Source organism: Antrihabitans auranticaus, from assembly GCF_016481275.1.
Taxonomy (GTDB): Bacteria; Actinomycetota; Actinomycetes; order Mycobacteriales; family Mycobacteriaceae; genus Antrihabitans.
Genome location: NZ_JAEMNW010000001.1, coordinates 105,468 through 117,656, shown reverse-complemented (window position 1 = coordinate 117,656; position 12,189 = coordinate 105,468). Strand labels below are relative to the sequence as shown.

The following is a 12,189-nucleotide window of genomic DNA, read 5'->3' as shown; positions in this document are numbered from 1 at the left end:
CAGCCGGGCCGATCAGTACGGCGGCACATCGTCGGTTTCGGTTGGTGGCCGCCAAGTCTGGGGGCCGTACCGAATCGCGGGGATCAGTACGTCCGGCCCGGCGTTGGTGTACGGATTGGCGGGCGCCGTCACGTAATCGGTGCCGTAGGGACTGATCCACCGGATCGCGGCGCCGGAAAGCATGACAGCCGTCCAGAGTTTCATCGTCTTCAGCTGATGATGAAATCGGCACAGGCATTGGAGATTCCCCGGAACGGTCCACCCGCCGGTGCGCGGCGACCGGCGGTTGAACGGCACCACATGGTCGAGTTGGCACTGCGCTGCTGCGCGACGGCAACCCGGAAAGCGGCAGTGTTGATCTCGAGCGCGGACCAGCGCGGCGGCGTATGCGCCAGGCGTGTAGGTCAATGCGCCCGGAGGCGGGTCCGAGTGCCCGCCGTGCCCGTCGGGGAATGGACCGGTCCGCGTCGTGGGGTCGTTCGCGAGTCGTTCGGCGTGGATCTCGGCTATCGAGATACTGCCGTGCGCCGCGACGAGGTGTGCGGTCGCCAACGCGACCCCGGTCGGAAGTTTGCCCGCTGCGAATCGTCGAGGCCGAGGGGATCGGAATGGGTTGGGGCACATGGTTGGTCGCGGAGGCGAAACTGGTGCTCCCGACTCAGGGTCAGCTATCTCTTCCGCAGGCGTGTTGTCGATTGCACCGAGCGCGAGTGCTTGCTCGAATGCGTCGGTCAGAAGCGCCTGCCAGGTCGCATCCGTCGCAAGTGTGCGGGCCAACTGCGGGTCGATCGGCCCGAATCCGTGCAGGTGCGCCGGATTCGACAGCAACCCGAGTAGCGTCGCAACGTCGATGCTGATCTGCACCAACGGCTTTCGCGGGCTCGGCGGCGTGTAGTTCGCCGCAGAGCAATCGGCGCGCCGGCACGTGCAAGAGAGTCGGTCCGCCCCACTGATCAACGCCAAGAACGCATCGACGATGCGGTGCTGGCGGCTGCGGCGATCGCGGCGGCACACGCTGTCGGCTGCCTCGAACACGCGCTGCCACACTGCTTCCGCTTCCTCCGGTGCCAGATCGGCTTCGATCCGCGACAGCCCGGAGTCGGTGCGGCGCTTTCGGAAGCGACGCCCCTCCAGCGCAGCCGCTCGGACCTCCGCGCATTCGCCGGGAGCAGTGCGAATGAGGATGGTGTCTATCTCGCCGCGCAGCGGGCCAGGGGGCAATATTCGGGCCGCGGCCAAGATGTCGGATTCCACCTCGGCGACGGTCTCCGGCGTGAACGGCTTCGTTGTTCTGCAGATCGCGGCGACCCGTGCGTAGTCGAGTTCACCGGCCGCGAACGCGTCTCTGATACGTGGCAGTCGCAGCCGCAACGTCATCCCGATTTCGGCATGATTCTCCGCCACGGTCTTGGAGCAGCCGAGCCGGACCGCGATCTCGGCCAAGGCGGCATTCCCGCAGTCGACGATGTTCCCCGCGAAGGCCACGTCGCGCTCGGTCCATAGCTCCCACAGCAACGCCGCCGACGCGACCTTCCAGTACGCCGCCTTGTTTTCCTCGGTGCACGATTCCGTCAACGCCGACCACAGGTCGGCGTCGCGCCCAGTGTCGAATCCCCCCTCGAACATGTTTTCGACACTACGGCAACGGTCCGACAAGTCGCCGCTCGCAGACGCGCTGGAACGTTCGCGCTACTTCGCTTCCTCTGCATCCGCTTCGCAGACAAGACCTTCGGCTGGGGTGGTCAAGTCGAAGAGGTAGGCCAGTGCGGCGTCGTCGACGCAGGAGATGTCGGACAGGAATGCGCCGTGCTGTGTGCCTTCGTAGGTGATCAGCGAGCCGCCGAGTTGATTGGCGAGGTCGATTCCGGCCTGGTGCGGAGTTGCCGGATCCTGGGTGGTCGATACCACGACGATGTTCGGTGCGCCTTCCGCGTGGACTTCGTGTGGCGTGCTTGTCGGCGGTACCGGCCACATCGCGCACGTCCCGAGGGGCGCGAGCCCGGTGCCGCGGCCGTCGTCGAGGAACGGCGCGATCTTGCGGACGTCGGTGTCGAGCTGCCCCAACTTGGCTCGATCCGTCTCGGCCGGTTTGTCTACGCACCGAATCGCGGTGGTTGCGTCGGTCTGGTTCGCGTAAGTCCCGTCTTCGCGTCGTTCCATGTACGAGTCTGCGAGCTCGAGCAGGGTGTCGCCCTTGCCCTGCTGCAACTCGGTCAGACCGTCGGTCAGCTTGTCCCACAGTTCGGGACTGTAGAGCGCCTGAATCGTGCCGGTCTGGGCGTCGTTGAACCCGAGGCCCCGGGGATCTTCTGTGGCAGCCGACTTTTCGACCAGCGGATCGACCAGCGCGCGGTACGCCTGGATCGCGCCGGCAGGATCGGTGCCCAGCGGGCAGGTGGGTTTGGTGACGCAATCCGCGACGTACTCGTCGAACGCCTTCTGGAAGCCTGTCCACTGCTTGATGCTGGACTCACGCTGATCCTGTGCCGGATTGACGGCACCGTCGAGAACCATGGCCCGGACGCGGGTGGGGAAGGTCTCCGCATAGGTCGCGCCGATTCGTGTGCCGTACGAAATGCCGACGTAGTTCAGCTTCTCGTCGCCGAGTGCGCCACGAATGATGTCCATGTCGCGCACGACCTCATAGGTGCCGACATGCTCGAGGAAGTCCTCCCCGGACCGTTCGAAGCATTTGTCGATGTAGTCGCGGGTCTCTTCTTCCTGTTCTTCGATGCCTGCGGGGGAGTTGTCGAGATCGAGTTCCTGGCGGTCGGCGTCGCGTTCTTCGTCGTTGAAGCACTGGATCGACGGCGTGGACGCACCGATGCCGCGGGGGTCGAAGCCGACCACGTCGAAGCGCTCGCCGAGTGGGGTGAGGTAGCCGTACGCCGCCAGGCGGAGGCCGGACGCACCCGGACCGCCGGGGTTCATCAGGACCGATCCGATCCGGTCGCCGGTGGCGCGAGCCCGCGAGATGGCAATTTCGGCCGAGTCACCGTCTGGATCGTCGTAGTCGACCGGCACCGTGATTCGGGCGCACTGCAGGCCGTAGCTGATCTTGTTGCCACCGGCTTCGAAGCCGGTGCACGGCCCCCAATTCACGTCCTGCGTGTAGAACTTGGCGAGTGCCGTGTCGTCGTAGCTGGCATGGCCACCGCCTGCCGAACCGTCGGTCGACGGCGAGTCTGCCGAGGTGAACACCGAGACTCCGACCGCGATCGCTGCGGCAGCAAACGCGGCGCCGACAACCACTCCTCGCTTCTTTCGCGACGAGGCGCTTTCGGGTGCAAGCGGTGTCGGTTGCTCTGGCACAGCCATCGAGGCTCCTCGCAGACGTAAACAGCAGTGACGCGACGATACCCGCCTCGCTGTATAACAGGGGGTATGAGCCTGGACCCAACGATCGCGTCTCGTTTGAAGCGCAACGACGCCGGACTTTTCGCCGCCGTCGCGCAGGAACGGGGAACCGGCGATGTGCTCATGGTCGCGTGGATGGACGACAAGGCGCTTGCCAAGACCCTCGAAACGCGGCAGGCCACGTACTATTCGCGCTCGCGTCAGCAGTACTGGGTGAAGGGCGAGACCTCCGGCCATACCCAGTACGTGCACGAGGTTCGCCTGGACTGTGACGGCGACACGGTTCTGCTCGTCGTCGATCAGGTCGGCGCGGCCTGCCACACCGGAACGCACACCTGTTTCGACTCGGATGTGTTGTTGTCCGCCGAGTGAATCGGACTGGCCCGCAAGTAGATCGGGGTTGTACGAGCGCACTGGCTGCGCAACCGGTCGACGACACCCGGCACAATGGAGCGATGCCGTTGATTCAGATCAGCCAGACACCGGGTTTGACCGCCGACCAGAAGCGCGCCGCGATCGCCGCCGTCACGAAGGCATACGCGGACGCGACCGGTAAGAACCCTGACGCCGTGTGGGTGACGATCACCGACATTCCGCGTGAGCAGTGGGGTGTCGGCGGCAAACCGCTTGGCTAGTCAGACGATCGGCGGCTGGGGAGGCGTATCGGCGAGGCGCTGCTGCTCGGCGGTGGCTTGCGCGGACGCACGTGCCGACTTTAGCTGCTTCCCACGCCGGCGATACTGCACGATCAGTGCGGCGACCAGCAGAAATACCAACACGCCGACAATGGCGCCGACGAGCGACGCGCCGCGGAAGCCCGGTGCGTCGGCATCCAGCGTGCGCTGACCCGCATGTGCGCCGTTGCCCGAGCCGTAGACGATGCCGAGCGTCATGATGTTCGGCAGCGAGATCACCAGCGCAAGGATCGAAAGTCCGCCGGCGATGTAGCGGCCGACCGGGCGGTTGCGGACGCGCTTGCGAAAGTTGAAGCCCGCGAATAGAAGCAGTATCAGCGGCACTGCGGTGCAGACGATTCCGAAGAAAAGTCCCCACGCGATGCCCGGTGTGAACTCGCCGTGTGCGAAGTCCGCGATCCGCTGTGACCACCACCGCGGAATGAACGCGGCGAGAATGAAATAGGTGACTATCAGGACGGCGGCGGCTATCGCGCCGACGATCACGCGTTTGAGCCATGGGGGCTTGCCGGTGCGGACAGGTGTGGGCGAAGCCGCGCTCTGCGTCGTCATGGCTCGAGCCTATGTCCTTCCGCAGTGCGCGACCACCGCCCGAATCGTCGTGTCTTACCGGTTCTTCAAGAAATCCAGCGCCTTGTCGGCGTGGGTGTTCGCATTCAGCTCGCTCGAAATGATCTTCAGGACGGTCCGGTTCGTATCGATGACGAATGTCTGCCGCTTGACGGGCATGAGCTTGCCGAGCAGTCCGCGCTTGACTCCGAACTCCGAAGCGACGGCGCCGCCGACATCCGCAAGCAGGGGGTAATCGAGGCGCTGCTTGTCCGCGAAGCCGGCCTGGGTTTGCACGGAGTCCGCGCTGATACCGACCTGCGAGGCACCGAGGGCAGTGAACTCTGCCGTCAGGTCGCGGAAATGACAGGCTTCGGCGGTGCAGACCGGGGTGTTCGCGGCGGGGTAGAAGAACAACACCACCGGCCCGTTCGCGAGTAGGTCGTCGAGTTTCCTCGGCGTACCGGTTTGATCGGGCAGTTCGAATTGCGGGGCGAGCTCGCCTTCCTTCATTGAACCGACGATACCGGTGGTCCGTAGCTCCAGCCGTGACTGGGATGATGGTGCGCATGCATGGCGAGTCCACGACGATCCCATCCGTATCGGCGGAAGCGCTCTCGGGCGATTCGACCACGACGCGTGAGCAGTTCCGTTCGCTCGCAGCCGTTCATCGGGTAGTGCCGGTGACCCGCAAGGTCCTGGCCGATTCGGAGACTCCGCTTTCGGCGTACCGCAAGCTCGCGGCAGACCGCCCCGGAACTTTCCTGTTCGAATCGGCAGAGAACGGTCGCTCGTGGTCGCGCTGGTCGTTCATCGGCGCCGGTAGCCCCACAGCTTTGTCGGTTGTGGACGGCGAAGCTGCGTGGCTCGGTGCGGTTCCCGCCGACGCGCCTACCGGTGGCAATCCATTACGTGCGCTGCGCGAGACGCTCGATCTGCTCGAGACGGAGCGCTTGCCGGGGCTCCCGCCGCTGACCGGCGGCATGGTCGGCTTTCTCGGGTACGACGCGGTCCGGCGAATCGAGCGGCTGCCGTCGAACGCCGTGGACGACCTGCATATCCCTGAGATGGTGATGATGCTCGCGACCGATCTGGCCGCTTTCGATCACCACGAAGGCGCGATCACGCTCATCGCCAACGCCGTCAATTGGAACGGCACCGACGACCGCGTCGACGAGGCGTACGACGACGCCCTCGCTCGCCTCGACAAGATGACCGAGGCACTCGCCGCTGCGGCGCCGTCGACTGTGTCGTCGTTCGACCGTCCGAAACCCGAGTTTCGGCGGCAGCGGACGACCGAGGGATTCGGTGCAGACGTTCGGCGACTGGTTTCGGAGATCGAAGCCGGCGAGGCGTTTCAGGTCGTGTTGTCGCAGCGCTTCGAGATGGATTACGACGGCGCTCCGATCGACCTCTACCGGATGCTGCGCGCGTCGAATCCGAGCCCGTACATGTACCTCCTCCACATTCCGAACGCGGCCGGTGAGACAGCGTTCTCGATCGTCGGGTCGAGCCCCGAGGCCCTGGTGACAGTGAAGGACGGTGTTGCGACGACGCACCCGATCGCGGGCACCCGCTGGCGCGGAGCGACCGAAGAAGACGACCTCCTGCTGGAAAAGGGTCTGCTCGCCGACGAGAAGGAGAACGCCGAGCACTTGATGCTCGTCGACCTCGGACGCAATGATCTCGGCCGCGTCTGCGAGCCTGGCACCGTGCGCGTCGGCGAGTATCGCCACATCGAGCGCTACAGCCACGTCATGCATCTGGTGTCGACGGTGTCGGGCCGGCTCGAGCAGGACAAGCAGGCCCTCGACGCGGTCACAGCATGCTTCCCCGCGGGGACCCTCTCGGGTGCGCCGAAGGTGCGCGCAATGGAGTTGATCGACGAACTCGAGCCGACCCGGCGCGGCATCTACGGCGGTATCGTCGGCTACCTCGATTTCGCCGGCGACGCCGATACCGCGATCACGATTCGGACGGCTCTGGTCAAAGGTGGCGTTGCTTACGTTCAAGCCGGTGCCGGCATAGTCGCGGACTCCGACCCCGAATACGAGGACACCGAAGCGCGCAACAAGGCGATGGCCGTACTGAGTGCCGTGGCAGCCGCGCAGACGGTCCGTGTGTTCGGCGGGGGAACTTCCTGATGAAGGGCCGATATCCCGTCGTAGCAGCGCTCGTGCTTGCCGCAGCCGCAGGTTGTGCCTGGGGATCCTCGAAGCTCGTATGGGTCACCGTTGCATCGGCCGACGGCCTCGGTGTGGACCGGGTCGACGATGTCGCCGGAAGTGCTTGGTCGGCCGCGTCGCTACCGCTCGCGCTGGTGCTCTGCGCGGCGATCGCAGCGGTCTTCGCAGTCCGCGGCGTCCTGGCGGGTGTCGTCGCCGTACTGATCGCAGGCGTGGGTGTAGGTGTCGCACTGCCCGCGGTCGTCCTGTTGACCAGCGGGACGACGAACGAGCACGCCGGCCGGATCGCGGAGTTGCCCGGCCGGGCAACCGTGACGTCCGTCGACACCGCACTTGTCGGACCGGCGGTCGCGATCGTCGGGGGAGTGGCGGCTATTGCTGCAGCTGTGCTGCTGCTGGCACGGACGAGGTCCGCAGGTGGGCTGTCCGCGAAGTACGACAGTCCCGCAGCTCGCCGCAGCGAGGCCGTCAGGGCAACTCAGGAAGCAGCCGAGCAGGACAGCGATGTTTCGCAGCGGTTGATGTGGGACGCCCTCGACGCGGGCGTCGATCCTACTGTCGAGAGCGAGGGCGGCCGTGGTACCCCGCGGTAATTGCTGTGAGCCAGACCTCTACGCTAATCACAATCCGATGACGCCAGCTGCATCGGCGGACACCCAGAAAGGATTCGGGCCCGAGATGACCGTTCTCGAATCGATTCTCGACGGGGTTCGGGCTGATGTCGCCGCCCGCGAAGCGATCACGGATTTTGCGACGATCAAGGCGCAAGCCGCAGCCGCACCCAAGGCGCTCGATGCGGCAGCCGCACTGCGCGGACCTGGCATCGGCGTGATCGCCGAGGTGAAACGCTCGAGTCCCTCGAAGGGTGCGCTCGCGGAGATCGCGAACCCCGCCGAGTTGGCTCTTGCCTACGAGTCCGGCGGCGCACGCATCATCAGCGTCCTGACCGAGGGCCGCAGGTTCGGCGGGTCGCTGGACGATCTGGACGCGGTCCGCAGAGCCGTCAGCATTCCTGTCCTGCGCAAGGACTTCATCGTCGGGCCGTACCAGATTCACGAAGCTCGTGCGCACGGTGCGGACGTGATCCTGCTGATCGTGGCTGCGCTCGAACAGCGTGCGCTGGCCTCGCTGCTGGACCGCACGGAGTCGCTCGGCATGACCGCGCTCGTCGAGGTCCACACCGAGGAAGAAGCCGATCGCGCGCTCGAAGCGGGTGCCACGGTGATCGGCGTCAACGCGCGCAACCTCAAGACCCTCGAAGTCGACCGCGACTGCTTCGCGCGCATCGCTCCGGGGCTACCTACAGAGATCATCAAGATCGCAGAATCGGGCGTGCGCGGCACCGCGGACCTGCTCGCATACGCGGGTGCCGGTGCCGACGCCGTCCTCGTCGGCGAAGGTCTCGTGACATCGGGCGACCCGCGGACCGCCGTGGCGGATCTGGTGACGGCGGGCGCGCATCCCTCGTGCCCGAAGCCGTCGCGCTGAACCAGTCCACGCGTTCTGCCGTTGCACCATTCGGAAAGGCAGGCTGGATTCATGGCATCAGGAAATAGCGAAAGTTCGATTCTCGATATGAAGAGCGGCGGGCTCCCGCGCGCGAGCGCGGGCATCGCCGAGCGGTCCCGGCACGAGCCGGACCTCGGCGGGCACTTCGGTGTCTACGGCGGGCGGCACGTTCCCGAGGCACTCATGGCGGTCATCGAGGAAGTCACCGCCGAGTACGAGAAGGCGCGGATCGACGACAGCTTCCTCAGCGAACTCGACCGCTTGCAGCGGGACTACACCGGTCGGCCGTCACCGATCTTCGAGGCAACGCGGCTGAGCGAGCACGCCGGTGGTGCGCGCATCATCTTGAAGCGCGAAGACCTCAACCACACCGGTTCGCACAAGATCAACAATGTGCTGGGTCAGGTGTTGCTGGCGAAGCGGATGGGCAAGACGCGCATCATCGCCGAAACCGGGGCCGGTCAGCACGGCGTTGCCACGGCCACGGCGTGCGCGTTGCTCGGCCTCGAATGCATCATCTACATGGGTGCGGTGGACACCGCGCGACAGGCGCTGAACGTTGCGCGGATGCGCCTGCTGGGCTCGCAGGTCGTTTCCGTCGACTCGGGTTCGCAGACGCTGAAGGACGCGATCAACGAGGCGTTGCGCGACTGGGTGACCAATGCGCACAACACGTACTACTGCTTCGGCACAGCGGCGGGTCCGCACCCGTTCCCCACCCTCGTGCGCGACTTCCAACGCGTGATCGGTCTGGAGGCGCGCGCCCAGGTTCAGGCGCTGACGGGCAGGCTCCCTGACGCCGTGACGGCATGTGTCGGCGGTGGGTCGAACGCGATCGGCATTTTCCACCCGTTCATCGACGATCCGTCCGTGCGCCTCGTGGGATTCGAGGCAGCAGGCGACGGCGTCGAAACCGGTAGGCACGCTGCGACGTTCGCAGGCGGCACACCTGGAGCGTTCCAGGGCGCGTATTCCTACCTGTTGCAGGACGAAGACGGGCAGACGATCGAATCGCATTCGATCTCGGCAGGTCTGGACTATCCCGGCGTCGGTCCCGAACATGCGTTCCTCAAGGACATCGGTCGCGCCGAGTATCGTCCCGTGACCGACAGCGAAGCGATGGACGCGCTGTTGCTGCTCAGCCGCAGCGAGGGCATCATTCCGGCGATCGAATCCGCGCACGCCGTCGCGGGCGCGATTGTGCTGGGCAGAGAGCTCGGCCCGGGAGCGATCATTCTCGTGAACCTCTCCGGACGCGGTGACAAGGACATGGACACCGCGGCGAAGTGGTTCGGGCTGCTGGACGACAACGCTGCGACCGAGGGCGGGCAATCGAAGTGAGCGAACACAAGTCCCGGCTAGCGCCGACATTTGCCGCATGCCGTGCGGAGAATCGCGCAGCCCTGGTCGGCTATCTGCCCGCCGGGTATCCGGACCTCGCCGGCTCAATCGACGTTTTCAAGGCGATGGTCGAATCGGGTTGCGACATCATCGAAGTCGGTATCGCGTACTCCGATCCTGTGATGGACGGTCCGACGATCCAAGCTGCCGCCGAAGAGGCGCTGCGCCAAGGTGTTCGGGTTCGCGACGTGTTCACGGTCGTCGAGCAGATCGCGTCGGTCGGCGGCAAAGCAGTCGTCATGACGTACTGGAATCCTGTGCTGCGCTACGGCGTCGATGCATTCGCACGTGATCTCGCTGCCGCGGGCGGGCTGGGGCTCATCACGCCCAACCTGATTCCCGAAGAGGCAGACGAGTGGTTCGCCGCCTCGGAGACCCACGATCTCGACCGGATCTTCCTCGTCGCGCCCTCTTCCACCGAAGAGCGTTTGGCGAAGACGATCGACGCCAGTCGTGGATTCGTCTATGCCGCATCCACAATGGGCGTCACCGGTGCGCGTGACAACGTCTCGTCCGCCGCGCCCGAGCTCACCGCGCGGGTTCGTGCGCACTCCGACATTCCGGTCGGCGTCGGACTCGGTGTGCGGTCCGGTGCGCAAGCGGCCGAGATTGCCCAGTTCGCGGACGGTGTCATCGTCGGATCGGCCTTGGTATCTGCTGCCGGTCAGGGACTCGACGCGGTCCGAACACTCACGGCGGAGCTTGCTCACGGCGTGCGCTCGGCTACCGTTGCCTCGTGACCTCGAGTGTGTTGAGTAGCTCTGCTGGACTTCTGGCCTACATCCCCAGCCCACCGCGTGGTGTGTGGGAGATCGGGCCCTTTCCGCTCCGTGCGTACGCGTTCTTCATCATCATCGGCATCATCGTCGCGATCTACTGGGGCGAACGTCGTTGGGTTGCGCGGGGTGGCGAATCCGGCACGGTTCTCGACATTGCAATCTGGGCGGTTCCGTTCGGCCTGATCGGTGGCCGGATCTACCACGTCGCCACTGACTGGCCGACGTACTTCGGCGAAGGCAAACAGCCGCTCGAAGCCTTGAAGATCTGGCAAGGTGGCCTCGGCATCTGGGGCGCGGTGTTCTTCGGTGCGCTCGGTGCGTGGATCGGGTGCCGCCAGCGTGGCATTCCGTTACCTGCTTTCGGCGACGCCATCGCTCCGGGCATCCTGCTCGCACAAGCCATCGGCCGTCTCGGCAACTACTTCAACCAGGAGCTCTACGGCCGCGATACGACCGTTCCCTGGGGTCTCGAGATCTACGAACGCCGGAATGCCGAGGGGGATCTCGACAGTCTCAACGGCGCATCCCACGGAGTGCTCACTGCGGTAGTGCACCCGACGTTCCTGTACGAGCTGCTGTGGAACGTCCTCGTCGTGATTCTGCTCATTCAGATCGACAAGCGATTCAAGATCGGTCACGGCCGCCTGTTTGCGCTCTACGTCGCCGGATACTGTGCCGGGCGTTTCTGGATCGAGCTACTGCGTGCCGACCAGGCGTCGCACATCGGCGGAATCCGGGTCAACTCGTTCACATCGGCCATCGTGTTCGTTCTCGCTGTGGCTTACGTGGTCTTCGCGACGAAGGGCCGCGAAGCACCCGAGGAACTACTGTCCGCTAAAGAACGCGCGCGGCTGGCACTCGTCGGCGGAAAGAAAGACGACGCGAACGAGTCCGGACTTGTCGAGGTCGGCACGGCGGACACCGCGGTAGGGGACAAGGCCGACGACAGCGCCGCGAAGCTCAGCAAAGCAGCCGAGCCCGACAGCGCCGAGAAGCCCGACAGCGCCGAGAAGAAGCTCGACAGCGCCGAGAAGAAGCCCGACAAAGCCGAGAAGAAGCCCGACAAAGCCGAGAAGAAGCCGGCCAAGGTTGCGACCGTGAAGACGGAAAACAAGCCTGCGGCTGCGAAGACTGAGTCGTCCAAACCCGAGTCGTCCAAACCCGAGTCGTCCAAACCCGAGTCGTCCAAACCCGAGCCGTCCAAACCCGAGCCGACTAAACCCGAGCCTGCGAAAACTGCGGTCGCCAAAGCTGAAGCGAAGGCCGAGCCCGCCAACGCCCAAGCAACGAAGTCAGAGCCGGCCAAGACCGAGCCTGCCAAAACAGAGCCGACCAAAACCGAGCCCGCCAAAACCGAGCCCGCCAAAACCGAGGCCGAACCCGCCGAAACCGAGTCCGTGCCCAGTGAAGAGACCGCGACACCGTCGGTGGCGCTGCCGAAGGGCTCGCTCGTGGAACGCAACAGCCGCCGCATGCGTGCGATCTGGCAGCGTCGCGGCCGCCGCTGAGGTCCAGACACCGTCGCTCGTCCGGCTCAAATGTCGCCAGACTGGTAAGATTGATCAACTCGGAAAGTTCGAGACCTTAACGGGCCGACGGTGTCCCGGCAAACCGATAGCAGACGACGCCCGCGGTTTCTGCCGAGAGAGTTCGGCCAGCGGATAGCGTGCTGCGCGCCGGCAAGCCACAATTGCTGGCATACGCGGAGGTGCG

Annotated in this window: 12 protein-coding genes; 8 read left to right on the top strand and 4 right to left on the bottom strand. The window is 65.3% G+C overall.

Translation table 11 applies throughout. The annotated features are described in order from the left end of the window. Nucleotides 1-12 precede the first annotated feature (12 nt). Both JGU72_RS00550 and JGU72_RS00545 read right to left on the bottom strand, forming a co-directional pair. Nucleotides 13-1,626 (bottom strand): HNH endonuclease signature motif containing protein, encoded by a 1,614-nt coding sequence (locus JGU72_RS00550; RefSeq protein ID WP_199681823.1) that lies wholly within the window; start codon nt 1,624-1,626, stop codon nt 13-15. A gap of 63 nt (nt 1,627-1,689) precedes the next feature. Further along, nucleotides 1,690-3,318, bottom strand: a complete 1,629-nt coding sequence (locus JGU72_RS00545) for an alpha/beta hydrolase (RefSeq protein ID WP_199681822.1) — start codon at nt 3,316-3,318, stop codon at nt 1,690-1,692. Nucleotides 3,319-3,384: 66 nt separating this feature from the next. On the opposite strand from JGU72_RS00545, the gene hisI reads away from it, so the two are divergent. After that, entirely contained in the window at nt 3,385-3,729 is a 345-nt protein-coding gene (gene hisI, locus JGU72_RS00540) for a phosphoribosyl-AMP cyclohydrolase (RefSeq protein WP_199681821.1), read from the top strand. 83 nt (nt 3,730-3,812) lie between these two features. After that, a complete protein-coding gene (locus JGU72_RS00535; RefSeq protein WP_199681820.1) occupies nt 3,813-3,992 on the top strand; it encodes a tautomerase family protein in 180 nt (59 codons plus the stop codon). Here JGU72_RS00535 and JGU72_RS00530 read toward each other — a convergent pair whose 3' ends face one another. Then, the gene (locus JGU72_RS00530) at nt 3,993-4,604 is read right to left on the bottom strand and encodes a hypothetical protein (RefSeq protein WP_199681819.1); all 612 of its coding nucleotides are present in this window, start codon (nt 4,602-4,604) and stop codon (nt 3,993-3,995) included. A gap of 54 nt (nt 4,605-4,658) precedes the next feature. Further along, nucleotides 4,659-5,114, bottom strand: a complete 456-nt coding sequence (locus tag JGU72_RS00525) for a peroxiredoxin (RefSeq protein WP_199681818.1) — start codon at nt 5,112-5,114, stop codon at nt 4,659-4,661. A gap of 56 nt (nt 5,115-5,170) precedes the next feature. Between JGU72_RS00525 and JGU72_RS00520 the strand changes: the two genes are divergently transcribed. The 6 genes from JGU72_RS00520 to lgt all read left to right on the top strand — a co-directional run bounded on the left by JGU72_RS00520 (nt 5,171) and on the right by lgt (nt 11,984). Continuing rightward, complete coding sequence (locus JGU72_RS00520) at nt 5,171-6,745, top strand: anthranilate synthase component I (RefSeq protein WP_199681817.1); 1,575 nt, start codon at nt 5,171-5,173, stop codon at nt 6,743-6,745. Then, on the top strand, nt 6,745-7,380 hold the full coding sequence (locus JGU72_RS00515) for a TIGR02234 family membrane protein (protein WP_199681816.1): 636 nt from the start codon (nt 6,745-6,747) through the stop codon (nt 7,378-7,380). Before JGU72_RS00520 ends, JGU72_RS00515 begins: the two co-directional genes overlap by 1 nt. A gap of 85 nt (nt 7,381-7,465) precedes the next feature. Then, on the top strand, nt 7,466-8,275 hold the full coding sequence (trpC, locus tag JGU72_RS00510) for an indole-3-glycerol phosphate synthase TrpC (RefSeq protein WP_199683106.1): 810 nt from the start codon (nt 7,466-7,468) through the stop codon (nt 8,273-8,275). Between the two features lie 51 nt (nt 8,276-8,326). Beyond that, complete coding sequence (gene trpB, locus JGU72_RS00505) at nt 8,327-9,637, top strand: tryptophan synthase subunit beta (protein ID WP_233531002.1); 1,311 nt, start codon at nt 8,327-8,329, stop codon at nt 9,635-9,637. Next, nucleotides 9,634-10,437: a tryptophan synthase subunit alpha gene (gene trpA / locus JGU72_RS00500; RefSeq protein ID WP_199681815.1), complete on the top strand. Its 804-nt coding sequence runs from the start codon at nt 9,634-9,636 to the stop codon at nt 10,435-10,437. Before trpB ends, trpA begins: the two co-directional genes overlap by 4 nt. After that, the gene (gene lgt, locus JGU72_RS00495) at nt 10,434-11,984 is read left to right on the top strand and encodes a prolipoprotein diacylglyceryl transferase (RefSeq protein ID WP_199681814.1); all 1,551 of its coding nucleotides are present in this window, start codon (nt 10,434-10,436) and stop codon (nt 11,982-11,984) included. The genes trpA and lgt overlap by 4 nt, the downstream gene beginning before the upstream one ends. Nucleotides 11,985-12,189 lie beyond the last annotated feature (205 nt).

Excerpts from the sequence above, each read along its gene's own strand:
- JGU72_RS00525 (WP_199681818.1), bottom strand. The coding sequence starts at position 5,114 with ATGAAGGAAGGCGAGCTCGCCCCGCAATTCGAACTGCCCGATCAAACC.
- JGU72_RS00545 (WP_199681822.1), bottom strand. The coding sequence starts at position 3,318 with ATGGCTGTGCCAGAGCAACCGACACCGCTTGCACCCGAAAGCGCCTCG.
- JGU72_RS00550 (WP_199681823.1), bottom strand. The coding sequence starts at position 1,626 with ATGTTCGAGGGGGGATTCGACACTGGGCGCGACGCCGACCTGTGGTCG.
- hisI (WP_199681821.1), top strand. The coding sequence starts at position 3,385 with ATGAGCCTGGACCCAACGATCGCGTCTCGTTTGAAGCGCAACGACGCC.
- trpC (WP_199683106.1), top strand. The coding sequence starts at position 7,466 with ATGACCGTTCTCGAATCGATTCTCGACGGGGTTCGGGCTGATGTCGCC.
- JGU72_RS00535 (WP_199681820.1), top strand. The coding sequence starts at position 3,813 with ATGCCGTTGATTCAGATCAGCCAGACACCGGGTTTGACCGCCGACCAG.
- JGU72_RS00530 (WP_199681819.1), bottom strand. The coding sequence starts at position 4,604 with ATGACGACGCAGAGCGCGGCTTCGCCCACACCTGTCCGCACCGGCAAG.
- JGU72_RS00515 (WP_199681816.1), top strand. The coding sequence starts at position 6,745 with ATGAAGGGCCGATATCCCGTCGTAGCAGCGCTCGTGCTTGCCGCAGCC.
- JGU72_RS00520 (WP_199681817.1), top strand. The coding sequence starts at position 5,171 with ATGCATGGCGAGTCCACGACGATCCCATCCGTATCGGCGGAAGCGCTC.
- trpB (WP_233531002.1), top strand. The coding sequence starts at position 8,327 with ATGGCATCAGGAAATAGCGAAAGTTCGATTCTCGATATGAAGAGCGGC.